The 25627-nt window shown below is 72.0% G+C and carries 26 protein-coding genes, 1 tRNA gene and 1 pseudogene; 15 read left to right on the top strand and 13 right to left on the bottom strand.

Features of this window, described 5'->3' with window-relative positions; all coding sequences use genetic code 11:
- Positions 1-25 precede the first annotated feature (25 nt).
- From ACFPIH_RS49310 to ACFPIH_RS49340, 7 genes and pseudogenes are all read left to right on the top strand, one after another.
- Positions 26-1239 (top strand): IS3 family transposase gene (locus ACFPIH_RS49310; protein ID WP_381181857.1). Its coding sequence is split into 2 segments (ribosomal slippage): positions 26-341 and positions 341-1239, totalling 1215 coding nucleotides; the frame shifts between segments, so codons are not numbered across the junction.
- A 52-nt stretch (positions 1240-1291) separates the two neighbouring features.
- Positions 1292-1414 (top strand): hypothetical protein, encoded by a 123-nt coding sequence (locus tag ACFPIH_RS49315; protein WP_381181855.1) that lies wholly within the window; start codon positions 1292-1294, stop codon positions 1412-1414.
- Complete coding sequence (locus tag ACFPIH_RS49320) at positions 1399-1941, top strand: LLM class flavin-dependent oxidoreductase (protein WP_381181853.1); 543 nt, start codon at positions 1399-1401, stop codon at positions 1939-1941. Before ACFPIH_RS49315 ends, ACFPIH_RS49320 begins: the two co-directional genes overlap by 16 nt.
- Before the next feature lie 296 nt (positions 1942-2237).
- Positions 2238-3320, top strand: a complete 1083-nt coding sequence (locus ACFPIH_RS49325) for an ATP-binding cassette domain-containing protein (protein ID WP_381181851.1) — start codon at positions 2238-2240, stop codon at positions 3318-3320.
- 101 nt (positions 3321-3421) lie between these two features.
- Positions 3422-3662, top strand: a pseudogene (locus ACFPIH_RS49330) (IS5/IS1182 family transposase); the annotation flags it as partial.
- A 372-nt stretch (positions 3663-4034) separates the two neighbouring features.
- Positions 4035-4598, top strand: a complete 564-nt coding sequence (locus ACFPIH_RS49335) for a hypothetical protein (protein WP_381181849.1) — start codon at positions 4035-4037, stop codon at positions 4596-4598.
- Between the two features lie 48 nt (positions 4599-4646).
- Positions 4647-5285: a sigma-70 family RNA polymerase sigma factor gene (locus ACFPIH_RS49340; RefSeq protein WP_381181847.1), complete on the top strand. Its 639-nt coding sequence runs from the start codon at positions 4647-4649 to the stop codon at positions 5283-5285.
- A 36-nt stretch (positions 5286-5321) separates the two neighbouring features.
- Here the strand turns inward: ACFPIH_RS49340 and ACFPIH_RS49345 are convergent, their stop codons facing one another.
- From ACFPIH_RS49345 to ACFPIH_RS49365, 5 genes are read right to left on the bottom strand one after another with little or no spacing between them, the layout of a single operon-like run.
- Positions 5322-5720 carry a (2Fe-2S) ferredoxin domain-containing protein gene (locus ACFPIH_RS49345; protein ID WP_381181845.1) on the bottom strand — a complete coding sequence of 133 codons (399 nt, stop codon included), beginning with the start codon at positions 5718-5720 and terminating at the stop codon, positions 5322-5324.
- A gap of 5 nt (positions 5721-5725) precedes the next feature.
- Positions 5726-6265 carry an NUDIX hydrolase family protein gene (locus tag ACFPIH_RS49350; RefSeq protein WP_381181843.1) on the bottom strand — a complete coding sequence of 180 codons (540 nt, stop codon included), beginning with the start codon at positions 6263-6265 and terminating at the stop codon, positions 5726-5728.
- Between the two features lie 15 nt (positions 6266-6280).
- Positions 6281-7411 (bottom strand): amidohydrolase family protein, encoded by a 1131-nt coding sequence (locus ACFPIH_RS49355; RefSeq protein ID WP_381181841.1) that lies wholly within the window; start codon positions 7409-7411, stop codon positions 6281-6283.
- A gap of 1 nt (position 7412) precedes the next feature.
- The gene (locus ACFPIH_RS49360) at positions 7413-8816 is read right to left on the bottom strand and encodes a type I glutamate--ammonia ligase (RefSeq protein ID WP_381181839.1); all 1404 of its coding nucleotides are present in this window, start codon (positions 8814-8816) and stop codon (positions 7413-7415) included.
- 26 nt (positions 8817-8842) lie between these two features.
- Positions 8843-9670 (bottom strand): SAM-dependent methyltransferase, encoded by an 828-nt coding sequence (locus tag ACFPIH_RS49365; protein ID WP_381181837.1) that lies wholly within the window; start codon positions 9668-9670, stop codon positions 8843-8845.
- An 88-nt stretch (positions 9671-9758) separates the two neighbouring features.
- Here ACFPIH_RS49365 and ACFPIH_RS49370 point away from each other — a divergent pair, with 88 nt between their 5' ends.
- Positions 9759-10625, top strand: a complete 867-nt coding sequence (locus ACFPIH_RS49370) for a Cof-type HAD-IIB family hydrolase (RefSeq protein WP_381181835.1) — start codon at positions 9759-9761, stop codon at positions 10623-10625.
- A 3-nt stretch (positions 10626-10628) separates the two neighbouring features.
- Here the strand turns inward: ACFPIH_RS49370 and ACFPIH_RS49375 are convergent, their stop codons facing one another.
- The 4 genes from ACFPIH_RS49375 to ACFPIH_RS49390 form a co-directional block, all read right to left on the bottom strand.
- On the bottom strand, positions 10629-11348 hold the full coding sequence (locus ACFPIH_RS49375) for a response regulator (protein ID WP_381181833.1): 720 nt from the start codon (positions 11346-11348) through the stop codon (positions 10629-10631).
- 15 nt (positions 11349-11363) lie between these two features.
- Positions 11364-13376 (bottom strand): FtsX-like permease family protein, encoded by a 2013-nt coding sequence (locus ACFPIH_RS49380; RefSeq protein WP_381181830.1) that lies wholly within the window; start codon positions 13374-13376, stop codon positions 11364-11366.
- A gap of 143 nt (positions 13377-13519) precedes the next feature.
- A complete protein-coding gene (locus ACFPIH_RS49385; RefSeq protein WP_381181828.1) occupies positions 13520-14242 on the bottom strand; it encodes an ABC transporter ATP-binding protein in 723 nt (240 codons plus the stop codon).
- A complete protein-coding gene (locus ACFPIH_RS49390; protein WP_381181826.1) occupies positions 14239-14610 on the bottom strand; it encodes a DUF4333 domain-containing protein in 372 nt (123 codons plus the stop codon). The genes ACFPIH_RS49385 and ACFPIH_RS49390 overlap by 4 nt, the downstream gene beginning before the upstream one ends.
- Before the next feature lie 155 nt (positions 14611-14765).
- On the opposite strand from ACFPIH_RS49390, the gene ACFPIH_RS49395 reads away from it, so the two are divergent.
- Positions 14766-16013 (top strand): amidohydrolase, encoded by a 1248-nt coding sequence (locus ACFPIH_RS49395; protein ID WP_381181824.1) that lies wholly within the window; start codon positions 14766-14768, stop codon positions 16011-16013.
- Here ACFPIH_RS49395 and ACFPIH_RS49400 read toward each other — a convergent pair.
- A complete protein-coding gene (locus ACFPIH_RS49400) occupies positions 16003-16806 on the bottom strand; it encodes an alpha/beta hydrolase (protein ID WP_381181822.1) in 804 nt (267 codons plus the stop codon). The genes ACFPIH_RS49395 and ACFPIH_RS49400 overlap by 11 nt on opposite strands.
- Before the next feature lie 104 nt (positions 16807-16910).
- Here ACFPIH_RS49400 and ACFPIH_RS49405 point away from each other — a divergent pair, with 104 nt between their 5' ends.
- A complete protein-coding gene (locus tag ACFPIH_RS49405; RefSeq protein ID WP_381181820.1) occupies positions 16911-17684 on the top strand; it encodes a sulfite exporter TauE/SafE family protein in 774 nt (257 codons plus the stop codon).
- A 5-nt stretch (positions 17685-17689) separates the two neighbouring features.
- On the top strand, positions 17690-18439 hold the full coding sequence (locus ACFPIH_RS49410) for a cobalt-precorrin-6A reductase (protein ID WP_381181818.1): 750 nt from the start codon (positions 17690-17692) through the stop codon (positions 18437-18439).
- A 141-nt stretch (positions 18440-18580) separates the two neighbouring features.
- On the opposite strand, the gene ACFPIH_RS49415 is transcribed toward ACFPIH_RS49410, so the two are convergent.
- The 3 genes from ACFPIH_RS49415 to ACFPIH_RS49425 are packed head-to-tail and all read right to left on the bottom strand — an operon-like array spanning position 18581 to position 22070.
- A complete protein-coding gene (locus ACFPIH_RS49415; RefSeq protein ID WP_381181816.1) occupies positions 18581-20674 on the bottom strand; it encodes an MDR family MFS transporter in 2094 nt (697 codons plus the stop codon).
- Positions 20675-20728: 54 nt separating this feature from the next.
- Entirely contained in the window at positions 20729-21508 is a 780-nt protein-coding gene (gene cobF / locus ACFPIH_RS49420; RefSeq protein WP_381181814.1) for a precorrin-6A synthase (deacetylating), read from the bottom strand.
- A 43-nt stretch (positions 21509-21551) separates the two neighbouring features.
- Entirely contained in the window at positions 21552-22070 is a 519-nt protein-coding gene (locus ACFPIH_RS49425) for a DUF309 domain-containing protein (RefSeq protein ID WP_381181812.1), read from the bottom strand.
- A 98-nt stretch (positions 22071-22168) separates the two neighbouring features.
- Between ACFPIH_RS49425 and ACFPIH_RS49430 the strand changes: the two genes are divergently transcribed.
- From ACFPIH_RS49430 to ACFPIH_RS49445, 4 genes are all read left to right on the top strand, one after another.
- A tRNA-Pro gene (locus ACFPIH_RS49430) sits at positions 22169-22242 on the top strand.
- Positions 22243-22548: 306 nt separating this feature from the next.
- The gene (locus ACFPIH_RS49435; protein ID WP_381181811.1) at positions 22549-23757 is read left to right on the top strand and encodes an ABC transporter substrate-binding protein; all 1209 of its coding nucleotides are present in this window, start codon (positions 22549-22551) and stop codon (positions 23755-23757) included.
- Between the two features lie 70 nt (positions 23758-23827).
- A complete protein-coding gene (locus tag ACFPIH_RS49440; protein ID WP_381181809.1) occupies positions 23828-24787 on the top strand; it encodes a carbohydrate ABC transporter permease in 960 nt (319 codons plus the stop codon).
- Positions 24787-25620, top strand: a complete 834-nt coding sequence (locus ACFPIH_RS49445) for a carbohydrate ABC transporter permease (protein ID WP_381181807.1) — start codon at positions 24787-24789, stop codon at positions 25618-25620. Before ACFPIH_RS49440 ends, ACFPIH_RS49445 begins: the two co-directional genes overlap by 1 nt.
- Positions 25621-25627: the final 7 nt, after the last annotated feature.

Here is a 25627-nt window from a genome sequence, read left to right on the forward strand (position 1 = left end):
GGGTTCAGAGGAAGAGATGTCACGCATGGTGATGAAGGTGTACTCGGCGGAGTTCAGGGCGGACGCCGTCGCGCTGTACCTGTCGGACCCGAAGAACACGTTCGAGGGCGTCGGCAAGGACCTGGGGATCAGCCGGGAGACGCTGCGGAACTGGGTGCGGGCCGAGCGGGCCCGGACGGGCCGGGCGGCGGGCACAAGCGGCTCACCACGGCCCCCGCAAGCTGCCCAGGTACCCTCCGACGACATGCTGGAGAAGGAGAACAAGCAGCTCAGGGCCAGGATCCGGGAGCTGGAGACCGAGCGGGAGATCCTCCGGAGGGCTGCGAAGTATTTCGCCGGCGAGACCAACTGGTGAGCCGTTTCCAGTTCGTTGAGGATCATCGCGGCGCCTTCGGCGTCAAGCGGCTGTGCCAGGTCCTGGAGGTCTCCCGGTCCGGGTTCTACCGGTGGCTGAAGGCCGCCCCGGCCCGCATGGCGCGGGCCCGCTCCGACGCCCGCCTCGCGCGGCGGATTCGGGAGATCCACAGGGAGTCCGGCGCAACCTATGGCATCCCGCGCGTCACCGCCGAACTGAAGGACGCCGGAATCGACGTCAACCACAAGCGCGTCGCCCGCGTCATGCGCAGGATCGGCCTCCAGGGCGTGCACCTGCGCAAGAAGGTCCGCACCACCGTTCCCGAGCCGTCCGCGCCCCCGGTGCCCGACCTGCTGCAGCGCGACTTCACCGCGAGCGAGCCGAACACCAGGTACGTCGGCGACATCACCTACCTGCCCATCGGCGGCGGCCAGTTCCTCTACCTGGCAACGGTGTTGGACCTGCACTCGAGACGGCTCGCGGGCTGGTCGATCGCCGGCCATATGCGCACCGAGCTCGTCACCGACGCGCTCCGGGCCGCCGCCCGCACCCGCGGCAGCCTGCAGGGAGCCGTTTTCCACAGTGACAACGGCGCCCAGTACGCATCGAAGGAGTTCGCGAACGTATGCCATGAACTCGGGGTGACCCGCTCACGCGGTGCGGTCGGCACGAGCGCGGACAACGCCGCTGCCGAGTCGTTCAACGCGACCTTGAAAAGGGAGACTCTGCAAGGCAAGAAACGCTGGCCAGGCGCCCGTGAGGCGCGTCTCGCGGTATTCCGGTGGGTCACCCGCTACAACACGAGAAGGCGGCACTCAAAGCTCGGCCAGGTCAGCCCGATTGCCTTCGAACAACGATCAGCTACGCTGACCGCTGCCGCATAGCAAACGGTGCCCACGCTTTAAGAAAAAGCCCCCCAAGAACGCACTGTTCGGCGTGGACATCGGACGGTACGACGAGATGTTCGCCGAGCGGCTGGAGCTGCTGCTGCGCCTTCGCGACGGCGACCCGCGCGCTGGACGGGCCGGCACCGTCCACCGGTCGTGCCGACGGCCGTGATGCCGCGCGCGCTGCAGGATCCGCTGCCGGTATGGATCGGCGCGGGCGGCAGTCCAGGCAGCGTCGTGCGCGCCGGAGCGGCGGGCCTCCCGCTCATCCTCGGCTACATCGGCGGCACACCGGAGCACCTGCGGCAACTCGTCGATCTCTACCACGCCGCCGGCGCGGAGGCCGGTCACGCCGACCGCCTCGAAGTCGGCGTCGCGGTGCACTACTTCGCCGGAAGGTCGCAGGACGAGGCAGCCTCAACGTATCGCCACTACCACGAATTTCTCCGGCCCAAGCGATCGGGTGGTCCTGGGTTCTCCGTCTCGCCTCAAGCCTTCTCCGAGGGACTTCGACCCGGACGGCACCTGATGATCGGCACCGCCGACCAGGTCACCGAGAAACTTCTCCTGCTGCATGAGGCAGTCCCGTTCGACCGGGTACAGGCCCTGGTCGACTGGGGTGGGCTCCCCGACCACCTGGTACGCGAGTCGCTGGACCGCCTCGGCACCGACATCGCGCCAATACTGCGCAACACCTGACCTCGACGGTGTTTCCCCACGATCAGCGGGTCGCGTAAGGAACCGGGCCTACGCCGTCCTCGACGAGTCGGGTGCGGTGGGTAGTGCCAAGCACCTGCGGAAGTGGGGTGCGTTGCTGCGCTGCCGGAGCCCCATGGACGACTCCGGCGTGGTCCGGGTCCTGCTGCCGGGCGGCACAGCCCTCTCGGTGGAGGCCCCTGACCTGGATGGACAGTTGTCCAAGCTTCTGGGCCGTCAGGTGTTCGTCTCGGCAGCCGTGCCGGAGCACAGCAGGCTTGAGCGCGCCGTGCCGGATTATGAAGGCGGTGTCCCGGAGGCCGTGCGGCACTCGGCATCCGTCGATGTCACCGGCGTTTGGCGGTGCCGTCACCGTCGGCGGCCGCAAGCGAGCCGAGCTCGGCGAAGCCGCGTGGCTCGGCCAGTTCGGGCTCCTCACCCAGGAGTTCGGCCAGTACGAGTTCACCGTCCGGCAGGCGGTGGCGCTCAGCACCCCGGACGACGACGTGTCCGATGAGCAGATCTGGGCTGGCACCGACGCCGCCCGGGCCGGCGAGTTCGTACGCGCCATGCCCACGGGCTCGAAACCCAGCTCGGTGAGCAGTGGGGCGGATCGGAATCCCGGCGGCCAGTGGCAGCGCCTCGCGCTGGCACGGATCTACCTGCGCAACGCGCCCATCTGGATCCTCGACGAACCGACATCGGCCATCGACGCCGAAGCCGAACAGGAGGTTTTCCAGGAGCTCGGCCGCACCAAGGCCGAACGCATCACCATCGTGGTGTCTCACCGCGCCTGGACCCTGCTCACGGAGGAACGCCTCGACCTCGTGCCCTTCCGGCAGCCTGGTAGTGATCGTTGGCGAAGCGGCAGCGGCCTCCCTTTGGGGCCCTTGGCCGCAGTCCAGCTCTACACCACCAACGCCAACCCTCTGATCGAGGGCAAGGGCCACTCGCCACTGTGCCGGCACGCTCACGAACGTGCGGTTGTGGCCGGCGACGACCTCCTCACGATCGCCGAACTCATGGCTCGCACGGACTTCGACTGGTGCAGCAAATGTGGTGGCTACGCCATGCGCGGGCTCAGCGACTCCCAGCTGTCCTACTACAGTGCGGCTCACCAATTGCACGACATCAAATGGCGACTTGACGGCGGGAGCGGAATCCCCGGCGCCCAGACCTCCACAGTGATCGCTCGCCTGGACGAACTGGCGCCCTGGCAGTCGACCGATGAAGCAGAGTGGTGCAGCAGTGATTCCTGGCAGTGGCGCGACACCATCCGCGAGCTCAGGCGGAGGGTGGCGAGATCTCACGCCGTGACCGGCCCCTGGCGAACCGGCATCGTGACCCGCGGCCCTTGGGCGTGTGTCATGGATGCCCTGTAGGCGATGACGCAAGCGTCTCCTCCTCCAACTCGGCGGAGACCTCGGCAACGTTGGCTTGGGGACCAGCTCTGGGGACCAGTGTTCGCTGCACGGAACTGCCTCGCGGTGTCGGCCGTGGTGAAGTGCTGCGCGAGCCAGACTCGGACTTCGCGCTGCTCGATGGGACCCTCGCCGAGTGCCTCCGGGTCGGTGACAGCAGCGCCGACTACTCGGCCGAGTACCGCTGCCTCGGAGTGAATGTCCAGGTCGTCACAGACCGGCCGACACTGTGCTGTAGATCTCACCTGGGTTGTGCCGGGACGCGCTCACGACCTGGCCGCGACCCGCACCCACCGCGTCATCTATGCCCCAGAGTGCAGATATCGCCCTGGGGGGTACCTGTGCGGCAGAGCTATGACCGCGGGTGGGGACCAGTTGGGGACCACACGGTGTGCGCGATGGCGCACGAGGGATCCTTCTGCGCACATCATGCGCCCTGATTAGATCTAATATATCCAGAAAATACCCTTGGCCCCTACTCCTGGGGGTCAAGGGGTCGCAGGTTCAAATCCTGTCGTCCCGACAGCGAGAAGGGCACTCACCGACGGGAGTCGGCGAGTGCCCTTTCCGCGTTTGTCACGTCGGCGTTCCACCACCTGTGAACCTGCCGAGGGTGACTGTGGATTCGCCCAACCCTCCCTGACGTCCGCGAAGCCGCTGCCAGGATGAGGCGCCATGACCCCGGGCCGCTGCTCACGCATGCTGCGGGCCGCTGTGTTCGCGGCCGTGTGCGTGCTGCTCGCCGCCCTGGGGCACGTCATGATGGCCGGCGACGAACCGTCCCGGTGGGCACTGGCCGGCGGAGTCGTCGGCGCGGCGGGCGTGGGCTGGTGTCTGACCGGACGTGAGCGTGGGGTGCCGCTGGTCACGACCGGCGCGCTCGGCGCCCAGGCGGCCCTGCACACGGCGTTCTCCCTCGCGCCGAGCACCGCCGCCGGGCACGACATGGGCGCCATGGGCCCCTCCGAGACGTCGGGCGGCATGGTCGTCGCCCATCTGCTGACCGCGCTGCTGTGCGGCCTGTGGCTGGCGTACGGGGAACGGGCCGTGTTCCGGCTGCTGCGGGCCGTCGCCGGGTGGCTGGCCGCGCCGCTGCGACGACCGTCGGACCGGCCGCTGCCACCCGTTCCGCCCTGCGTCCGCGGGATCCGCGGCGGTGCGGATCAACCGCCGCGCACCCTCCTCCTCGCCCACGCGATCACTTCTCGGGGTCCGCCCGCGCGGGCCGCTGCCGCCTGACGGCAGCCGGAGCCGTTCTGCCCGCCCACCCCGAGAAGGACTCTGACGTTGACCCCTGTCCGGCACCAGAAGCACGAGAACCATCAGAAGAGCCGACACGGTTCGAAGACCGACAAGCACGCCAAGGTCCGGCGGACCTCCGCGCACGCCGCCGCCGACGAGACCACCACCGCTCTCGCGCTCGCCGCCCGCGGCGGAGACGCCGACGCCGTCGAGCGGTTCGTACGGGCGCTGCACCGCGACGTGACCCGGTACGTCGCCCATCTCTGCGCCGATCCGCAGGCGGTGGACGATCTGGCCCAGGACACGTTTCTGCGGGCGCTGGGCAGCCTGCACCGCTTCGAGGGCCGGTCCTCGGCGCGGGCCTGGCTGCTGTCCATCGCGCGCCGGGCGGTGATGGACAGCTACCGGTACGCCGCCGCCCGCCCGCGCCTGGCGGACGTGCCGGACTGGCAGCCGGCCGTCGAACTGGCCCAGCCGCGCGGGCTGCCCGGCTTCGACGACGGTGTCGTCCTGCTCGACCTGCTGGCCGCGCTGCCCGGGGACCGGCGGGAGGCCTTCGTACTGACCCAGCTCCTGGGCCTGCCCTACGCGGAGGCGGCCGAGGTCAGCGACTGCCCTGTCGGCACGGTCCGTTCACGCGTCGCCAGGGCCCGCGCGACCCTGACGGAACAGCTCACGGAGTGAGGGAGCGGCGAAACCGGCACCCACCGGCCCGCCGGCTCAGCGCCGGCTGCGCACCCGTGCGTCCCTCGGCGGTTCGATGAACTGAAGTTCCAGTGTCGCCGGTGGTGCGGTCACGCCGGGGCCGCCGGACGCCGCCCAGGTGAGGATCTCGTCCGTGCAGTCGTCGTCCGTGGCGAAGCCGATCCAGGTCGGGCGGGCGCCGGCCCGCCGGCCGGTGGGGGAGGGCTGCACGACGATCACGTTGGCCTGGTCGCAGGGGCCGAGACAGTCCGTCGTACGGATCCGGAAGGCGCCGTCGGAGTCGGCGGCGGCCGTCCGCAGGCGGGTCAGCTGCGCTTCGTGGTCGTAGCCGGGATGCTTGCCGGGGTCTCCGCAGCAGCAGCCCCTGCACACCACGAGTGTGCAGGGGCGTCGCCGGCCCGGTAGAGGATCCATTCCGGTCAGGAGGCCGACAGGCCGACGTGGGCCAGGGCCTGGCGGAGCAGGAAGCCGTGGCCGCCCGGCATCTCGCTCTGGACGGCGGGCGAGGCGGCCTCCTGGGGGCTGAACCACACCAGGTCCAGCGCGTCCTGCCGGGGACGGCAGTCGCCGGACACCGGCACGATGTAGGCCAGGGAGACGGCGTGCTGGCGCGGGTCGTGGTACGGGGTGACGCCCTGGGTCGGGAAGTACTCGGCCACCGTGAACGGCTGGAGCGAGGTCGGCACCCGGGGCAGCGCCACCGGGCCGAGGTCCTTCTCCAGGTGCCGCAGCAGGGCGTCACGGACCCGCTCGTGGTGCAGGACCCGGCCGGAGACGAGGGTCCGGCTGACGTTGCCGTCCGGTCCTATGCGCAGCAGCAGGCCGATGCTGGTGACTTCGCCGCTGTCGTCGACGCGCACGGGCACGGCCTCGACGTAGAGGATCGGCATCCGGGCGCGGGCCAGTTCGAGTTCGTCCTGGCTCAGCCAACCTGGCGTGGTATCGGTCAAGTCTGACATTGCTTGATCATACTTTCAGTGTCCGTCGGGAAGCCGGTAGACCCGGCGGGCGTTGTCCGCCGCGGCCCAGCGTGCCAGGCGCAGCGCGTCCGGCAGGCTCAGTTCGTCGGCGTCCACCCGGTCCTGGAGAAGGTCCCCCAGGCCCCGGCGGAACGCCAGCGCGCCAAGGCCGTAGAACTCTGCGACACCGTACGCGTCGGAGCTGTACAGCAGTTTGCGGAACGGTGTGATCTCCAGCGCCTCCTCAAGCACCGTGCGTGCCCGCACCGGGCCGACGTGGTGCAGGGTCAGCCCCACGTCCAGGTACACCTGCTCGAACACGGCGGCCAGGTAGGCCGCCTGCCGCTGGTAGGGCCAGCAGTGCAGGAGGAGCACAGGGATCGTGCCCGCTGTGAGGTGCAGCCAGTCCGTGAGAAGTGTGGGGTCCACCCGGTGCAGCCGGATGTCGCTGTCGCCGAAGCCGGTGTGCAGCTGGAGGGGGAGGCCCAGGTCCACGGCCGTCCAGAGCAGATGGCGGATCAGCACCGGTTCGTCGAGCCGGCCACCGCCCCGGCCCAGCCACCGCCGGGCCGCCCTGGTGACCTCCGCGTCCGAGGGCCGGGCCGGATCCAGGTCGAAGCCCGTGCGGTACGCCGCCACCGACTTCACGCCGACCACCCCGGGCGCGCGCACCGCGTCCAGCGCCGCCGCCCGGAACGCGTCCGCGTACCCGCCCGCGTCGACGCCCCGCGCGGCCACCGCCTCCGCGACCGGCTCCAGGCGTACGACCTCGTGGGCGACCGCGCCCGCGGCGTCGGCGAGTTCGGCGGGGGTGGCGAGGGGGAGCGGGGTGAAGCCGGTGTCGACGCAGAGGACGCCGGTACGGGCGGCGGTCAGGAAGCGGTGGTTCACCTCCCGTGTGCCCAGTTCGGCGCGCCGGGCGAGGTAGACGTCGGGCGGGGCGTGCCGTTCCAGGTCGAGCAGGGGTGCGCAGTGGCGGCGTACGGCGACCCCCGCGGGGGTGTCGAAGGGGGAGAACTCCGGCCAGCTGCCGCCCTCGGTGAGCAGCGCCTCGAAGCCGGGCCGGTCCAGGGGGCCGGTGGTCACGCCGTGGCAGTGGTGGTCCACCAGTTCCAGCGCGGCGAGTGCCTCATGGACCGCGCCCATGTCAGTACCGCCAGCGGTAGGCCGCGGCCAGCCGCTCGTCGTCCAGCCCGTGCGCCGCGTCGATCTCGCCCTGGCGTACGGCCGTCACCGCGTCGGCGAGGACCGGGCCGAGCGCGGCCCGCAGCACCGTGTCCGCGCGGAAGGCGGCGAGGGAGCCGGTGAGCGAGGTCGGCAGCCGGCGCACACCCCGGGCCTCGGCCTCCTCGGCCGCCAGGAGAGCCGGGTCGCCGGTGGTCTCCTCGGGGAGGACGGCGGACCGCGCGATGCCGTCCAGGCCCGCGGCGATCAGACAGCCGAGCAGGAGATAGGGGTTGGCGGCCAGGTCCACCGGCTTCACCTCCAGGTTCGCCCGCTCGCCGCGCTCCCCGGCCGTGCCCCGCACCAGCCGCACCGCCGACTCGCGGGTCTCCAGCCCCCACGCGGTGAACACCCCCGCCCACTGGGAGGGCTTGAGCCGCAGCCGGCTCGCCGGGCTGGGCGCGGTCACCGCCGTCAGCGCGGGCAGCCGGGCCAGGACACCGGCGGCGAACGCCTCCGCGTCGGCCGTCATGCCGTACCGCCGCTCGCCCCCGGCGTGCAGGTTGACGCCGTCGCGCCAGGCGGAGAGGTGGACGTGCCCGCCGTTGCCGACACCCTTCGCCGTGACCGCGGGGGAGAAGGAGACCCGCAGGCCGTGCCGGAGGGCCACCGCGCGGATCGTCTGCCGGACCAGCACGCTGCGGTCGGCCGCCGCCACCGGGTCCAGGGCGCCCACCGAGATCTCGAACTGGCCGGGCGCGTACTCGGGATGGACCTGGTCCACATCCACACCCTGCGCCGCGCACGCGGCCAGCAGGTCGGCGGTGTACGCGCTCAGCTCCACCTGCCGGGTCGCGCTGTACGCCGGTCCCGTCGTCGCCGGGACGAACTCGCCGGCGGGCGCGGAGTCCAGGCCGAGCGACCACTCGATCTCGATGCCCGCCCGGAAGGCCAGGCCGTGCTCGCGGGCCGCGTCGGCGACGATCCGGCGCAGGAAGGTGCGGGAGCAGCCCGGATGCCGTTCGCCGTCCTGGGTGATCCGGTCGACCGGCGCCCACGCCCACCCCGGCTGGCCCGCCAGCACCACCAGCCGGTCCAGGTCGGGGTAGAGGCGCAGATCGCCGTCCGGGGTGCCCAGGACGTCGGTGGTGACGATCGCGTCGTCGGACAGGAACGTGTCGAACACCGGGGACATCCCGACGCCCCAGGCCGCCGCCGACGCGAGGCCCGCCGTCGGGACCGTCTTCACCCGGCCGACGCCCGCGGTGTCGACGTACGACAGGACGATCCCCTGCACGCCCCTGCCGGACAGCTCCCCGCTCAGCGCGGACGCCCGCTCGACGTCTCCGGGACGTCCGCCGGGGACGGGGTCGGCAAGGGTGCTCATGCGTCCTCCTGAGGTGGTGCCTCCCGTCAGGGTTTCACGGCGACCGCGCCGTACTGCGGCACCACCGCCGGGGAGTCGTCGCCCGAGCGCCAGCGCGAGCAGGACACCAGGCCCGGCTCCAGCAGGTCCAGGCCCTCGAAGAACGCGGCGATCTCGGTTCCGGCGCGGGCGGTGATCGGCGGGGTGGCGTTCTCGTTCCAGAACTTCATCGCCGGGATCTGGCCCTCGCCGCCCACCTCCGGGTCGTACGTCGGGTGGGTCAGCACCAGGAAACTGCCGGAGGGGACCGTGGCCATGACCTCGCGGACGATGGTCCGGGCCGCCTCGACGTCCAGGACGAAGTTCAGGATGCCCAGCATCATCACCGCGACCGGGCGGTCGAAGTCGAGCGTCCCGGAGGCCCGTTCGAGGATCGCCGCCGGGTCGTGGACATCGGCGTCGATGTAGTCGGTGACGCCCTCCGCAGTGCCCGTCAGCAGGGTGCGGGCGTGCGCCAGCACGATCGGGTCGTTGTCGACGTACACGATCCGCGACTCCGGCGCGACGCGCTGCGCGATCTCATGCGTGTTGTCGGCCGTCGGCAGCCCGGTGCCGATGTCCAGGAACTGGCGTATCCCGCGCTCCTCGGCCAGGAACCGCACCGCCCGGCCCAGGAACCAGCGGTCCGCGCGGGCGATGTCCCGGATGAGCGGGAACATCCCGGCGACGTGCTCGCCGACCCGCTGGTCGACCTCGTAGTTGTCCTTGCCGCCGATCCAGTAGTTCCACACCCGCGCGTTGTGCGCCACGCTCGTGTCCAGCCGTGTCCCGCTCACGTCCCCGCTCCTTCTCACACCTGACTCTCCGGCTGCCATTCTGCCGCCGGATGATCACCGCTGTCCCGGGATTCACCAGTCCCCCGGTAGGGTGAAATTCCGATCATCCCCGGACAAGAAGCAGGACATGCCCTACTCTCACGTCCCCCAACTGGCCGTTCCCGAGGCGTCGACGGGTGCCGACGCCGGCGCCGTCGACATCAGGCTGATCGTCACCGACATGGACGGCACCCTGCTCGACGACGACAAGCGCGTACCCGAAGGACTCTGGGACACCCTCGCGGCGCTGCGCGAGCGCGGGGTGCTGTTCAGCCCGGCCAGCGGACGGCAGTACGCCACGCTGGCCGCGGAGTTCGCCGAGGTGGCCGCCGGGATGGTGTTCATCGCGGAGAACGGCACCTACGTGGTCCGGGACGGCCGGGAGCTGAGCTCCGACCCGCTGGCACCCGGCGTGACCGCGCGCGTCGTCGACGCCGTACGGCGGCTCGCGGCCGGCGGGACCGACCTGGGCGCCGTCGTCTGCGGCAAGCGCTCCGCCTACGTCGAGCGGACCGACGAGGCCTTCCTGGCCGAGGTGCGCCGGTACTACCTGCGCTGCGAGACCGTCGAGGACCTCACCGCCGTCGACGAGGACGTCATCAAGGTCGCCCTGTTCGACTTCGGGTCCGCGGCGGAGACCACCGCCCCGGCACTCGCCCCGTTCGCGGACACCCACCAGGTCGTCGTCTCCGGCGAGCACTGGGTCGACGTCATGAACCGCACCGCCAACAAGGGCGCCGCCCTGCGCCGCCTCCAGGCCGAGCTGGGCATCACCCCCGCGCAGACCATGGTGTTCGGCGACTACCTCAACGACCTGGAGATGCTGGACGCCGCCGACTGGTCCTTCGCCATGTCCAACGCCCACCCGGAGGTCGTCCGACGGGCCCGCCACCTCGCCCCGTCCAACAACGACAACGGCGTCCTGCGCACCATCGCCCGCCTGCTGGACCTCTGACCCTCACGGCCTGGGTCGCGCGTGCCCGTGCTGCCAGGCCCAGGCGGCGATCTCGACGCGATTGCGGGCGCCCAGCTTCAGCTGGACGCTGGACAGATGCGTCTTCACCGTCGAGAGGGAGACGTACAGTTCGGCGGCGAGTTCGGCGTTCGTCCGGCCGAGCGCGACCAGGCGTACGACGTCCAGCTCCCGGTCGGTGAGCGGTTCGGTGAGCGGTTCGGGGAGGGCGGCCGGGCGCGGTCCCGCGGTGGGCGTCCGCGGGGCCGTCAGGTGCTGGAGCAGACGGACGGTCACCGACGGGGAGACCAGGGAGTCGCCCGCGGCGGCCGCCCGGACCGCCTCCGCCAGGAGCGTCGGCCCGGAGTCCTTCAGCAGGAAGCCGCAGGCACCGCCGCGCAGCGCCCCGTACACGTACTCGTCCAGGTCGAAGGTCGTGACCACGACCACCCGCAGCGGGTCCGGCACCTCGGGTCCGGCCAGCAGCCGGGTGGCCTCCAGGCCGTCCAGCTTCGGCATCCGGATGTCCAGCAGACACACGTCGGGCCGGATCCGGCGGGCCAGCGCCACCGCCTCCTCGCCGTCGGCGGCCTCGGCGACCACCGTGATGTCCGGCTGCGCGTCCAGGAAGAACCGGAAACCGGTGCGGACCATGTCCTGGTCGTCGGCGATCAGAACCCTGATGGGGGCACCGGCGCCGGAGGGGCTGGGGCTCGGGGTGGTCATGAGCGGCATCATGCCTCAGTCCGCCGTCTGCGCCGGGTCCGACGTCACGCGGCGCAGCAGCGGACGGCTCCCGGTGATCGCCGCGAACATGGCGAGCGTGCCGACGACGACACAGGCCACCAACTCCAGGGCGCCGGCGGCGTCGACCGTGGCACCGGCGAGCTTGTTCAGCTGGTAGGAGCCGTACACGCCCATGGCCGTGGTGCCGCCCGCCAGGACCACCAGCGGGATCACCGTCTCCCTGGTCCGCGCCCGGTCCAGCACCTTCAGCGGGGTCCCCGCCAGCCGCAGCAGGCCGTACACCCGGCGCCGGTCGAGGACGTTCGCCGCGGCGGTCAGGCCGGCCGACGCGGTCGCGAGCAGGAAGCTCAGGGCCAGGGTGGCGGCGCTGACGTCCGCGAGGCGGTCGGTGACGGCCCGGTCGGTGGGGAACACCGAGTCCCGGGTGTTCGCCGGCGCGCCCGACCCGAGCGGGGTGAGGACGGTGACCGCGGTGTCGATCGCCGCGGGCCCGCCGCCGGAGACCCGGGCGAGGACACCCGGGCTGCCGCCCAGCAGGCTGTCGAAGTCCTCCTCGCGGCCGACCGTGACCTTCGCGGTGACGCCCGCGCGGGCCAGCAGGGCGCGGGCCCCGTCGGCGGCCTGCCGGGCTTCGGCGGTGGTCGCGGTGGTGACGGCGACCTGGTCCCGGTACTGCGCGGTGTCGTTGCCCAGCATGCTCACCGAGAAGAACCCGGCCGCGAACCCGGCCAGCACCAGACCGCTGACGGTGCGCCAGGCGCCGCGCGGGTCGTCGCTGAGCCTGCGCGCCGCCAGCAGGGTCGCCGGGCGGCGCGCGAAGCGGCCCACGACCCGGCCCAGCCGGTCCACGACCCACGGGCCGAACAGCCAGAACGCGCCGTAGAACAGGAGCAGCAGCACGAGCAGCTGCCGGGCCTTGAGCTGGCCGCCCCCGGTCGACGTCCAGATGTAGCCGAGCACCCCCACGAACAGCACCAGCCGGATCAGCCGGGTGCGCCGCGGGTTCGCCTGCTGGGCCACGCCCAGCGGGGACACCACGACCTGCCGCAGCATCGACACCGCGCTGACGGTGATCAGCGCGGTGACGGCCGCGACGACCCCCGCCAGCCAGAGCGGGCCGACCCACAGCTGTCCGACGTACCAGGAGCCGACGCCGTACGGCACCTCGGCCAGGGCCGGCAGCGAGGCCGCGTAGGCCAGCGCGCCCGTGACCGCGCCGGCCGCGCCCACGGCCGCCGCCTCCACCGCGGTCATCCCGAGGATCTGGCGCGGGGTCGCCCCGGCCAGCCGCAGCGCGGCGAGCTGCTGCTCGCGCCGGGCCGCGCCCAGCCGTCCGGCCGCGGCCGACAGCACCACCACCGGCATCGCCAGCAGGACCACGCCCAGCAGCGCGGTCGTCATGTCGGTGGACGTGAACACGCTCGCCCTCGTCCCGGTGAAGCCGGATATCACGGCGCGGTCGGTCAGACCGTCGGCGAACCAGGACGCCCCGGCGGTGAGCGCCGTGGAGACCTGCGGGTCCGTGGGCGCCCGCCCCACCACCGCGACCAGTTCGTCGGGCGAGGCGAGACCGGCCCGGCCGATCGTGCCGTACGACGCCGGCTTCGGGAGCCGGTCGGCGAGCTGGGCCGCGGGCAGCTCGCGCATCAGCCTCGCCAGGGCGGGGGAGACGTACACCTCGCCCTTCTTCGGGAAGGTGTCCAGGCCGGGCGGTGCGGGGGTGCCCGCACGGCCGGGCAGCCGGGCGAGGGAGACGACCGTGACGGGTTCGTGGCGGACGAACGTCGTGGCCAGGGTCTGGACGGCGGTGCCGTGCCGGTCGGGGGCCGGGGTGCGCCAGGCGGTGTGGTCGGACCGGGCGCCGGAGCCGAGGCAGGCGGCGATCATCACCAGCATCACGAACGTGCCGACGGCGGCGGCACCGGCCGCGAGCAGCCGGCCGGCCAGCCCGCGCCGGCCGGAGGACCGGACCAGATGCCAGGTCAGGGGGAGGACGGGGGAACGCATGCGGTGCTCTCCTGAAGGGCTTGTGGTCGGGCGACCGGGCTGGAAGCGGCGACGTGGGACGGCAGGGCCTGCGGTGGGGCGGCCGGGCCGTCTGGTGGTGGCCGGGTGGGATTTGGGCCGCGGGACCGCCGGAGGGCTCGGGGTCAGGCGACCGTGTACTGGCTGTGGCCGCTGATCAGGCCGTCCCGGACGTGCAGGATCCGGCCGCAGTGGGCGGCGACGTCGGCGTCGTGCGTGACCATCACCAGCGCGGCGCCCTGGTCACGGGTGACGGAGGTCAGCAGCCGTACGACCTCGTCGCTGGTGCGCTGGTCCAGGGCGCCGGTCGGCTCGTCCGCGAAGACCACGTCCGGTTCGACGGCCAGCGCGCGGGCGATGGCCACGCGCTGCGCCTGACCGCCGGACAGCTGGCCCGGACGGCGCTGTTCGAGGCCGTCGAGGCCGAGCGGGGCGAACCAGCGCCGGGCGCGGGACACCGCCCTGCCGCGCGGCACGCCCTCCAGCATCAGCGGGAGGGCCACGTTCTCCTCGGCGGGCAGTTCGGGCAGCAGCTGGCCGGACTGGAACACGAACCCGAAGCGCTTGCGGCGCAGCGCGCTCAGCCGGTTCTCGCCCAGGTTGTCGATGCGCCCCCAGCCTTCGGCCGGGGGGACCCCCATCTCGCTTCGCTCGCCCCGCAGCAGGACCTGGCCGCCGTCCGGGCGGACGATCCCGGCGACGATGTGGAGCAGGGTGGACTTGCCCGAGCCCGACGGGCCCATGATCGCGAGGGAGTCGCCTTCGCCGACCTCCACGTCCACCCCGGCGAGGGCGGTGGTGGAGCCGTACTTCTTCACGAGGCCGTAGCCGGCCAGCACGGTGCTCATCGCTCGAACTTCCAGGTGACCGAGTCGGCGTCGGCCTTCACCACGCTGACCGGGATGTCCACCTTCTTGCCGCCGCTCTCCGTGCCGACGCAGGTGAGGGTGGCGCCGGCCACGGCCTTCAGCCCGCTCGGGCAGGTCACCGAGGACACGTGCCGCGCGACCCACGGCAGCGGGTGGTACCTGCTCTCGATACGGCCCGCGAGGATGTTCGGGGCCAGGGCGCGCTGCCCGCCCACCTCGACCGTGCTGATGTCGTCGAGGCCGGTGGTGGACTCGGTGCCGGAGAGCAGATAGGTGCCGAGACCGCCTACGGCCACCACGGCCGCGGCACCCCCGATCGCGCCGACGACGAACTTGCTGGACCGCATCGCGAACTCCTGGAGGCTGGGGGAGGGAGGGGCTGGAAGTGGCTCCACTCTCGCCCGCCGGGGCCCGCCCCCACCTCGGCCGAACGGCCAGGGTTCACGGGCCGGCTCCTCGACCGTTCGGCCGACCGGGCCGTACGCGCGCGTACCGTTGCGGTATGAGCGAACCGGCCGTCGTCGCCCGCCTGGCCCTGGAGATCACCTCGGGACTCGGGACCGGGGACCTCCAGGACTTCTACGAGGACCTGCACCGCCACCCCGAACTCGCCTTCGAGGAACGCCGTACGGCCGCGAAGCTCGCCGGACGGCTGCGCGCCGCCGGGTACGAGGTGACCGAGGGCGTCGCCCGGACCGGTGTGGTCGGGGTGCTCGCCAACGGGGACGGGCCGGTGGTGTGGCTGCGCGGCGACATGGACGCGCTGCCGGTGCGGGAGGCGACCGGGCTGCCGTACGCCTCCACCGCGGCCGGGGTGATGCACGCCTGCGGGCACGATCTGCACATCACCTGGCTCGCCGCCGCCGCCGAGGTCCTGGCGGCGGGCCGCGACAGCTGGTCCGGCACGCTCGTGGTGGTCGGGCAGCCGGCCGAGGAGGACGGGGGCGGCGCGGCGGCGATGGTCGCGGACGGGATCCACGAGCGGTTCCCCCGCCCCGACGTGCTGTTCGGCCAGCATGTCGCGCCCGGGCTCGCCGGGTTCTACCCGCACACACCCGGCCCGACCCTGTCGGCCTCCGACGACATCGACGTCGTCGTGCACGGCGTGGGCGGGCACGGTTCACGGCCCGAGTCGACGGTCGACCCGGTGGTGACGGCCGCGTACATCGTCACCCGGCTGCAGACCGTCGTCTCGCGGGAGGTCGCGGCGGGCGAGTCGGCGGTGCTGACGGTGGGGCGGTTCCACGCCGGGATGCAGTCCAACATCATCCCCGCCGAGGCCCGGCTCGGACTGAACGTGCGCACCCAGGACGTCCGGGCGCGCGAGCGGGTCCTCGCCGCGATCCGGCGCGTGGTGGAGGGGGAGTGCGCGGCGGCCGGGTGTCCGGTGCCGCCCGAGGTCACGCTCGTCTCCGGCACTCCGAGCACGGTCAACGACGCCGCCCTGGACGGCGAGATCGCCGCCGTGCACCGTGAACTCCTCGGCGCGCACACGGTGTTCGACTTCGGGCAGGCGATGGGGAGCGAGGACTTCTCACTGCTCGCGCCCGAGGGCGTGCCCTACGACTACTGGTACGTGACCTCGACCCCGGCCGCCGTGTGGCACGCGGCGCCGGGGGAGGAGCTGAGGGAGAAGTTCGCGAACGTGCCCGGCAACCACAGCCCGCTGTTCGCCCCCGACCTGTCGGTGCTGATGCCGGGGGTGCGGACCCTGGTGTCGGCGGCGCTGACGCGGCTGGTCATCGGCTGAGCAGGACGCCATCCAGGAAACCGGTCAGCTCGGCGAACACCTGCGCCCTGTCCGTCTCGTGGAACACCTCGTGCCGGGCCCCGGCACGGATCCGCTCGGTCAGCGCGCCGCCGCTCAGCCGCTCCACGCCGATCCGGCTGCCGGGCAGCGGCACCAGCCGGTCGTCCTCGCCGTGCAGCCACAGCAGTGGCAGCGGGCCCACGTCACCGTCCTCGGCGACGGCGCGCAGGGTCCGTACGAACGCTTCGAGCGTCGGCCGTTTCATCGGGCCGCGCCAGACCAGCGGATCCGCCGCGTACGCCGCGCCCACCGCGCGGTCGCGGGAGAGCGCGCCGGGGCTGATCGGCGTGTCCGGGATCTCCGGCAGGGCGAGCAGCCGCCCGGGCAGCTCCCAGGCGCCGATCACCGGCCCGGAGAGCACGAGCGCGGCGAGCGCGTCGCGGTGGCGCTGGGCGTAGCGGGCCGCGACGAGACCGCCCATCGAGTGACCCATCACGACCAGCGGCAGACCGGGGTGCGCGTCCATGGCGAGGCCGGCCGCCGTGTGCACGTCCGTGACCACGTCCTCGAAGTCCTCGATCACCACCCGCTCGCCCGCCGAGCGTCCGTGGCCCATGTGGTCGGGCGCGTAGACGGCGGCGCCGTGTCCGGTGAGGACGCCGGCGAGTTCGGCGTACCGGCCGGCGTGCTCGCCGTAGCCGTGCACGAGGAGGGCGACGTAGCGGGGGCGGGGGTGCGGCCACTCGTGGGTGACGAGCGCGCCCCGGGCGCCGGCGAGGAGGTGTTCGACCACGCCTCGGATCCTAGGGCCCGGGATCCCTCCACTCGGGCTCAGTGGCCATCTGACGAGACGCTCCTTACAGCCGTCGGTTGGGTGTGCGTAGCATCGGTCTCCGCATGAACACGATGACGCTCTGGCACATATCCGGCTGGGAGTTCGCGGCGCTCGCCGTCGCGGCTCTGCTCGTCGGCTTCTCCAAGACCGCGGTGAGCGGCGCCAACACGGTCAGCCTCGCGATCTTCGCGGCGGTACTGCCCGCCCGGGCCTCCACGGGGGTGCTGCTGCCCCTGCTGATCGCCGCGGACGTCGTGGCCGTCCAGACCTACCGGCGCCACGCCCACTGGCCCACACTGTGGCGGCTGTTCCCGGCGGTCGCGGCCGGAGTGGTGATCGGCACGGTCTTCCTGGTGTGGGCCGACGACACCGTGGTCCGCACGTCGATCGGCGCGATCCTGCTGTTCATGGCGGGCGTCACGGTGTGGCGGCGGCGCACCGCCGAGGCACCGGAGGACCCCGACGCGGTGGTCACCCGGGCCGGCCGCCTCAAGGCCCGCTCCTACGGCGTCCTCGGCGGCTTCACCACGATGGTCGCCAACGCCGGCGGCCCGGTGATGTCGATGTACCTGCTCTCGGCGGGCTTCCGCAAGCTCGGCTTCCTGGGCACCTCCGCGTTCTTCTTCCTCATCGTCAACATCTCCAAGCTGCCGTTCAGCGCCGGTCTCGGCCTGATCGACGGCCGCTCGCTGCTCCTCGACGCGGCGCTGGTGGCGTTCGTCCTGCCGGGCGCGCTGCTCGGCAAGTGGGCGGTGCACCGGATCAACCAGCGGCTGTTCGAACGGCTCGTCATCGCGGCGACCGTGGTCGGCGGCCTGCAGCTGCTGCTGAAGTGACCGGTATGTCCAGGCATGTTCTGGTGCTCGGCGGCACCACGGAGGCACGCGAACTGGCCGCCGCGCTGTCGGCACAGCCCGGGGTACGGGTGACCTCCTCGCTCGCGGGGCGGGTGTCGCGGCCGGGGACGCTCGACGGGGACGTACGCGTCGGCGGGTTCGGCGGGGCGGAGGGGCTCGCGGACTGGCTGCGGGAGCGGCGGGTGGCCGCCGTGGTCGACGCGACCCATCCCTTCGCCGCCGGCATCACCGCGAACGCGGCGCGGGCCGCCGCCGCGACCGGCGTACCGCTGGTCGTGCTGCGCCGGCCGGGCTGGCGGCCGGTGGCCGGGGACCGCTGGCAGGAGGCCGGGTCCCTGGCGGAGGCGGCCGGCCTGCTGCCCGGCCTCGGCCGCCGCGCCCTGCTGACCACCGGCCGCCTGGGCCTCGCCGCCTTCGCCCAGGTCGAGGGCGTGCACTTCGTCGTACGGTCCGTGGAGCCGCCCGCGCCGCCGCTGCCACCGGACGCCGAAGTGGTCCTCGCCCGTGGCCCGTTCACCGTCGCCGACGAGCTGACGCTGCTGCGTGCGCACCGCGTCGATGTGCTGGTCACGAAGGACAGCGGGGGAGCGGCCACCGCCGCGAAGCTGACGGCCGCCCGGGAACTGGGGCTGCCCGTGGTCGTCGTACGCCGGCCGCCGCTGCCGGAGGGCGTGCGGGCGGTGCCGGATGTGGCGGGGGTGCTGGACGTGCTGGACGTGCTCAGCGGGTGGTGACGGCGGCCCGCACGCGGTCGGTCGCACGGGGTGTCCAGGTCGTCGGGTGCTCAGGTCGTCGGGTGCTCAGGTCGCCGCGGACCTTCGCGAGCGGGCCTCCGTGCGGATCCATCGCGCCTGGGACCGCCGGATCCGGGTTGCTCAGGATGCCACGGCGGCCGGTTCCGGCTCCGCCGGGCGTCCGGGGAGGCCCGAGTTGAGGTCCTCGACCAGCAGGCGTTTGGCGATGGCGTCCACCGCGGCGCGGAGGTCGGCGCCGGCCGGGCGGCCGATGTCCTGGGCGACCCGGTCCGCCAGCCAGTGCCCCCATGCCTGGGTGATGACACCGGCCTCGCGGGCGCCCGCCGGCGTGTGGGTGAGGAGCGAGCCGGTGCGGGTCAGGTAGCCGTCGTCGACCATGCGGTCGAAGACCGGCAGCAGCACCTCCGGCGGGAGGTGCCGGCGGGAGGCGATCAGGCCCAGGCCGGCGTGGCCGACCATGCGGGTGAAGAGCTCCACCTGCATCACCGCCCAGGCGCCCGCGATGTCGAGGCGGGTGTCGCAGCCCTCGATGATCCGCCGCGCGGTGTCCAGGTCCGAACCGCCGATGATCTTCGCGACGGACGCCTCGAGGAGACGTCGGGAGTCGGCGCCGTGCGGGGAGGCGAAGCCCTCGCCCATGTCGGTGGAGCCCAGCCGCGCGCTGTCGCGCAGCGGCACCTGTTTGAGGAACAGGGCGACGACGAACCCCACCGCCGCCACCGGCACGGTCCACAGGAACACCGTCCGGAGGGTGTCCGCGTACGCCTCGATGATCGGGGCGGCGACCGGGGCGGGGAGGGAGTGCAGGCCCTCCGGACTGGTGGCGGCCGCGGTGATCGTCGCCGTGTCGACGGCGCCGCCCGCCGTGGCGGCCGCGGCGGCGATCCCGTCCCTGAGGTCGGTCGTGAGCGCGTTGGTGTAGATCGTGCCGAAGACGGCCGTGCCGAACGAACTGCCCAGCGTGCGGAAGAAGGTCACGCCGGAGGTCGCGGTGCCGAGGTCGGCGTAGTCCACGGTGTTCTGCACGGCGATCGTCAGGACCTGCATGCACAGGCCGATGCCGGTGCCGAGCACGAACATGTACAGCGACTCCAGCCACACGCCGGAGTCCGGGCCCATGCGGGACATCAGGAACAGGCCGACGCCCATCACCAGCGAGCCGACGATCGGGAAGACCCGGTAGCCGCCGGTCCGGCTGACCACGGTGCCGCTGAAGACGGACGCGATGAGCAGGCCGATCACCATCGGCAGCATCCGCACCCCGGAGACCGTGGCCGAGTCGCCGTCGACGTACTGCAGATAGGTCGGCAGATACGTCAGCGCGCCGAGCATCGCGAAGCCGACGACGAAGCTGAGGACCGAGCAGACCGTGAAGACGGGATTGCGGAACAGCCGCATCGGCAGCATGGGCTCCCGCGCCCGCGTCTCGGTCCGGCAGAACAGCGCCAGCGCCACCGCCCCGCCCACGAAGAGCGCGATGATCACACCCGAGCCCCACGCGTACTCGGTGCCGCCCCAACTGGTCGCCAGGATCAGCGCGCTCGCCCCCACCGAGACCAGCGCGATGCCCGCGTAGTCGATGACCGGCCGGGACGCCGACTTCACCACCGGGATGGTGCGGGCGGCGGCGAAGACGACGACGATCGCGATCGGCACGTTGACGTAGAACGCCCACCGCCAGGTGAGATGGTCGGTGAACAGCCCGCCGAGCAGCGGCCCGACGACCGTCGCCACACCGAACACGGCCCCGATCGCGCCCTGGTACTTGCCGCGCTCGCGCAACGGGATGACATCGGCGATCAGCGCCATCGCCGTCACCATCAGCCCGCCCGCACCGACTCCCTGCATCGCCCGCCACGCGATCAGCAGCGACATGTCGGTGGCCAGCCCGCACAGGAACGAGCCCGTGATGAACACGACCGTCGACACCTGGAAGACCACCTTGCGGCCGAACAGGTCGCCGAACTTGCCTACCAGCACGGTCGCGACGGTCTCCGCGAGCAGGTACGCCGTCACCACCCAGGACATGTGCTCGGCGCCGCCGAGGTCCGACACGATCGTCGGCAGCGCGGTGCCCACGATCGTCTGGTCCAGGGCCGCGAGGAGCATGCCCAGCACGATCGTCACGAAGACGATGTTGCGGCGGCGCGAGTCCAGCACGGGCGGCTGCGCGGCGGGCGGCGCGGAGCCCGCGTACTCCTCGGTGGCTGTCACGACGTCACGATCACACCGGCCGCCCGGGCGGGCATGCCGGGCGAGCCGTCCGGGCTACCGCTCACCGCTTCCCGGGTTGCGGCGCAGCAGGTACGTGTCCATGATCCAGCCCTTGCGCTCCCGCGCCTCGGCCCGCAGCCGCTCGATGCGGGGGCCGGCCTCGGCGAGCGGACCGGAGACCAGGATCTCGTCCGGGGTGCCTATGTAGGCCCCCCAGTAGATGTCGATGTCCTCACCGGCGTACTGCCGGAACGTCCGGTGGGCGTCCAGCATCACCACCACGTCGTCCACCCCCTCGGGGAAGCCCTCGGCGAGCCGCCGCCCGGTGGTGATCTGCACCGGGCGCCCGACCCGGTTCAGGCCCGTGCGGTGCCGGGCGACGAGCGCGGAGACGCTGCTGATCCCCGGCACGACGTCGTACTCGAAGGCGACCGCTCCCCGCTCCAGCACCTCCTCCAGGATCCCCAGCGTGCTGTCGTACAGCGCGGGGTCGCCCCACACCAGGAACGCGCCGCTCTCCCCCTCGCCCAGCTCCTCGGTGATCAGCCGCTCGTAGATGTCCGCGCGGGCGGCGCGCCAGTCGCCGACGGCGGGGGAGTAGGCCGCGCCGCCGGCCGTACGGTCCCGCTCCGGATCCCTGGCCTCGACCACCCGGTAGGTGCCCTCCGGTATGTGCGTGGCCAGCATGTCCCGGCGCAGCCGCGTCAGGTCGCCCTTCACCTCGCCCTTCTCCAGGACGAAGAACACGTCCGTACTCCGCAGCGCCCTGACCGCCTGCAGGGTGAGCTGGTCGGGGTCGCCCGCGCCGATACCGATGACATGAATCTTTCGCACGCCTCCGAGTCTGCCGTACGCCACTGACAGTGACCGGCGCGGGTCAGCGCAGCCGGGGCGCGCTCCCCCCGGCGTCCACCGCCGCGCCCGTCCGCTCCACGGCCGCCGCCAGCTCCCGGGCCCAGCCGGCCAGCCCGGCGAGATCGAGCCCGTACGGACGCCCGTCCCCGGAGCCCGCCGCCCACTCCTCCATCGCCCCGGCGCCGCGCCGCAGCAGCCGTGGGCCGCCCGTGAGGTTGCCCCGGGCCGCGTGGGTGAGGCCCACCGCGAGCTGCGCCAGCCCCCGCCACAGCGCCCGCTCCGCCTCGGGGCCGGACTTCCACGCGTCCTCGAAGACCTCGTGCGCGTGGAACGGCTTCCCCGCGTCCAGCAGGGCCTGCGCCTCGACGACGGTGTCCCGCGGGGTCCGTACGACCCCCTCCGGCTGCCGCTCCACCCCGGCCGCCCCGTACGGCAGGGGCCGCCCCAGCCCGTCCCGCGGCCGCGAGCTGCGGGCCCGCCCCTCCGGGTCCCGGTCCCGGGCGGACCGCTCCGTGCCCGTTGTGCTGCCCGAACTGTCCATACGGCGATTGTCCCGCGTCGAGGTCCCTTACGGGGCAGTGCCCCGCGTGGGGTAAAGTGCTCTTGGCGCGATCACGCGGAACTCCGCGAGGCACGCACCGGGACGTGGCGCAGCTTGGTAGCGCACTTGACTGGGGGTCAAGGGGTCGCAGGTTCAAATCCTGTCGTCCCGACTTGCGAAGTAGCAGGTCGGAGGTCATTTCCGTTCATCGGAAGTGGCCTCTTCGTCGTTCCCGGGGACCGGATGGGGACCGAGCGCTGGGCGATTAGGTGCGATATGTGCTTGATCTTGCCTTATGTGGTCTTTAGTGTTCGCCGGGAGGGAAGCGCTGCGAGGTCCGAGTCCCGCGCCACCGTCCGGAAGCGAGGTGTGGAGCGTGCACGCGAGGTGCGGCTGCCGGCCTGTTTCGGGTCGGAAGAAACGTCCCGGAGGGACGCGATGGCTGCGGGCGTTCGCCGTACTGCCGTTGCTGGCGTCGGTGCTCGCCGCTTGTGGCAGTGACGAGGGCTCCGGTAGGCCCACCCTCAACTGGTACAACTTCCCCGACGACTCGGGTGCGCTCCAGAAGGCGGCCGACCGGTGCAGCCAGGCGTCGGGCGGCCGCTACAGGATCAGCTACAACAAGCTCCCGCGTGCCGCGGACGGCCAGCGCCAGCAGCTTGTCCGCAGACTTGCGGCTGAGGACGACTCGCTCGACATCCTGGGTCTGGACGTCACCTGGGCGGCGGAGTTCGCCGAGGCGGGCTGGATCCGGGAATGGACGGGGACGGCGAGGCGGCAGGCCGTGGCGGGCACCCTGCGCGTACCGCTGCAGACCTCGACCTGGAAAGGCAAGCTGTACGCCGTCCCGTACAACACCAACACCCAGCTCCTGTGGTACCGCAAGGACCTGGTGCCCACCCCACCCAGGACCTGGGCCGAGATGCTGGACATGGCCGGCGCCCTCGCCAGGCAGGGCAAACCGCACTTCGTGGAGATCCAGGGCGCCCAGTACGAGGGCCTGACCGTCTGGTTCAACACGCTGATCAACAGTGCGGGCGGCTCCATCCTCAACGCGAGCGCGACCGAGCCTTCCCTCGGTCCTCCTGCCGTGCGGGCCGCGGGGATCATGCGTGATCTGGCGAAGTCCCCGGCCGCGGACCCCTCCCTGTCCAACCAGATGGAGGACCAGAACCGTCTCGCCATGGAGTCGGGGGTGGCGGCGTTCGAGCTCAACTACCCGTTCGTCTATCCGTCGATGAAGGCGAACAACGCCGAGCTGTTCAAGAACTTCCGCTGGGCGCCGTACCCTCGGGTCGACGCGAACCGTCCGGCACGGCCCACCATCGGCGGCATCGATCTGGCGGTGAGCGCCTACTCGCGCCACCCCGACCTGGCCTTCGAGGCGGCGCTGTGCCTGCGCAACCGGGAGAACCAGCTCACCGCCGCGCTCGAGGGCGGTCTGCCGCCCACCCTGCGCGCCCTGTACGACGAGCCCGCGTTCATGAAGGAGTACCCCTTCTCCGCAGAGGTGCTGGCCGCCCTGCAGACGGCGAGCGTGCGCCCGCTCACTCCGGCCTACCAGAACGTGTCGATCGCGGTCTCCCACACGCTGTCGCCGCCGGCCGGGATCAAACCGGAGAGCTCCGTCGACACCATCAGGGAGCAGATCGACGATGCCCTGCGATCCGAGGGTGTGATCCCGTGAACCACCTCCTTCCGCACCACTCAGTCAGCCGGCGCCGCAGCGCACGGACCTCGCCCACGGACGGCCCGAGATGAGCACGCGGGCGCAACCGGCCGGAACTCCGCCGCCCCCCGAAGCGGAGACGGAGCAGGCGGTGCCGGACCGGGCGGCACTCTCGGCGGGCGCCAGGCAGGAACGGCGGCTCGGCTGGCTGCTCTGCGCACCCGCGGTCGTCGTCATGATCGCCGTGACCGCCTACCCCATCGGGTACGCCGTCTATCTGTCCCTCCAGCGGTACGACCTGCGGTTTCCCGGACGGGCGGAGTTCGTGGGCCTGAGCAACTACGGATCGGTGCTGTCCTCCCCGTTCTGGTGGGACGCCTTCTGGGTCACGGTGTTCGTCACCGGCGTGTCCGTGGCCATCGAACTGGTCCTAGGGATGGGGCTCGCCCTGGTGATGCACCGGACGATCTTCTGGCGCGGCACCGTACGCACCTCGGTCCTCATCCCGTACGGGATCGTCACCGTCGTCGCCGCCTTCTCCTGGCAGTACGCCTGGACCCCGGAGCTCGGGTACCTCGCCGGGCTGCTGCCCAGCGGAGAGGCCCCGCTGACCGAGCAGTGGCCGGCCCTGTGGCTGATCATCCTCGCCGAGGTGTGGAAGACGACGCCGTTCATGGCCCTGCTGCTGCTCGCGGGTCTCGCCCTGGTCCCCGAGGAGACCTTGAAGGCGGCCATGGTGGACGGTGCCACCCCCTGGCAGCGGTTCACCAAGGTCATGCTGCCGCTGATGAAACCGGCCATCCTGGTGGCACTGCTCTTCCGCACCCTGGACGCGTTCCGGATCTTCGACAACATCTACGTCCTGACCGCGGGCGCCCATGGGACCGGTTCCCTGTCGATCCTCGGGTACGACAACCTGTTCACCGCGCTGAACCTGGGCATCGGGTCGGCGATCTCGGTCCTGATCTTCATCTGCGTCGGGATCATCGCCTTCGCCTTCGTCAAGATGTTCGGCACCGCCGCACCCGGCGCGGAGGTGGGTCGCTGATGGCCGCGGCGGGAAAGACGCATGCCGCCCGATGGGGTGTCATCAACGTGGTGGTGGTGCTGTACGCCCTGTTCCCCGTGTGGTGGATCGCCGCGCTGTCGTTCAAGGACCCCACCACCCTGACGGACGGCAACTACATCCCCACGGACTGGACCTGGGAGAACTACCGGGGCATCTTCGAGACCGCCGAGTTCACCCGGGCGCTGATCAACTCGATCGGTATCGCCCTGATCGCCACGGTGATCGCGGTGGCGCTGGGCACCATGGCCGCCTACGCGGTGGCCAGGCTGCGCTTCCCCGGCAAGCGGGTGCTCATCGGCATGTCACTGCTGATCGCCATGTTCCCCCCGATCTCCCTGGTGTCACCACTGTTCAACATCGAGCGGATCATCGGGATCTTCGACACCTGGATCGGGCTGATCATCCCGTACATGACCTTCTCCCTGCCGCTCGCGATCTACACCCTGTCGGCGTTCTTCCGGGAGATCCCCTGGGATCTGGAGAAGGCCGCCAAGGTCGACGGGGCGACGCCCGCGCAGGCCTTCCGGATGGTCATCGTGCCGCTGGCCGCGCCGGGCGTGTTCACCACCGCCATTCTGGTGTTCATCTTCTGCTGGAACGACTTCCTGTTCGCGATCTCGCTGACTTCCACCGAGTCCGCGCGCACCGTGCCCGCGGCGATCGCGTTCTTCACCGGGAGCTCCCAGTTCCAGCAGCCCACAGGGTCGATCGCCGCCGCCGCTGTGGTCATCACCATCCCGATCATCGTATTCGTCCTGTTCTTCCAGCGGCGGATCGTCGCCGGACTGACCTCCGGGGCAGTCAAGGGCTGAACGGGGA

It is taken from the genome of Streptomyces vulcanius (assembly GCF_042653945.1).
Classification (GTDB): Bacteria; Actinomycetota; Actinomycetes; order Streptomycetales; family Streptomycetaceae; genus Streptomyces; species Streptomyces mangrovi.

Coding starts and splice junctions, on each gene's coding strand:
- ACFPIH_RS49325 (WP_381181851.1), top strand. CDS start 2,238: ATGAAGGCGGTGTCCCGGAGGCCGTGCGGCACTCGGCATCCGTCGATG.
- ACFPIH_RS49335 (WP_381181849.1), top strand. CDS start 4,035: ATGACCCCGGGCCGCTGCTCACGCATGCTGCGGGCCGCTGTGTTCGCG.
- ACFPIH_RS49345 (WP_381181845.1), bottom strand. CDS start 5,720: ATGGATCCTCTACCGGGCCGGCGACGCCCCTGCACACTCGTGGTGTGC.
- ACFPIH_RS49350 (WP_381181843.1), bottom strand. CDS start 6,265: ATGTCAGACTTGACCGATACCACGCCAGGTTGGCTGAGCCAGGACGAA.
- ACFPIH_RS49355 (WP_381181841.1), bottom strand. CDS start 7,411: ATGGGCGCGGTCCATGAGGCACTCGCCGCGCTGGAACTGGTGGACCAC.
- ACFPIH_RS49360 (WP_381181839.1), bottom strand. CDS start 8,816: ATGAGCACCCTTGCCGACCCCGTCCCCGGCGGACGTCCCGGAGACGTC.
- ACFPIH_RS49365 (WP_381181837.1), bottom strand. CDS start 9,670: ATGGCAGCCGGAGAGTCAGGTGTGAGAAGGAGCGGGGACGTGAGCGGG.
- ACFPIH_RS49370 (WP_381181835.1), top strand. CDS start 9,759: ATGCCCTACTCTCACGTCCCCCAACTGGCCGTTCCCGAGGCGTCGACG.
- ACFPIH_RS49375 (WP_381181833.1), bottom strand. CDS start 11,348: ATGACCACCCCGAGCCCCAGCCCCTCCGGCGCCGGTGCCCCCATCAGG.
- ACFPIH_RS49380 (WP_381181830.1), bottom strand. CDS start 13,376: ATGCGTTCCCCCGTCCTCCCCCTGACCTGGCATCTGGTCCGGTCCTCC.
- ACFPIH_RS49385 (WP_381181828.1), bottom strand. CDS start 14,242: ATGAGCACCGTGCTGGCCGGCTACGGCCTCGTGAAGAAGTACGGCTCC.
- ACFPIH_RS49390 (WP_381181826.1), bottom strand. CDS start 14,610: ATGCGGTCCAGCAAGTTCGTCGTCGGCGCGATCGGGGGTGCCGCGGCC.
- ACFPIH_RS49395 (WP_381181824.1), top strand. CDS start 14,766: ATGAGCGAACCGGCCGTCGTCGCCCGCCTGGCCCTGGAGATCACCTCG.
- ACFPIH_RS49405 (WP_381181820.1), top strand. CDS start 16,911: ATGAACACGATGACGCTCTGGCACATATCCGGCTGGGAGTTCGCGGCG.
- ACFPIH_RS49410 (WP_381181818.1), top strand. CDS start 17,690: ATGTCCAGGCATGTTCTGGTGCTCGGCGGCACCACGGAGGCACGCGAA.
- ACFPIH_RS49425 (WP_381181812.1), bottom strand. CDS start 22,070: ATGGACAGTTCGGGCAGCACAACGGGCACGGAGCGGTCCGCCCGGGAC.
- ACFPIH_RS49440 (WP_381181809.1), top strand. CDS start 23,828: ATGAGCACGCGGGCGCAACCGGCCGGAACTCCGCCGCCCCCCGAAGCG.
- ACFPIH_RS49445 (WP_381181807.1), top strand. CDS start 24,787: ATGGCCGCGGCGGGAAAGACGCATGCCGCCCGATGGGGTGTCATCAAC.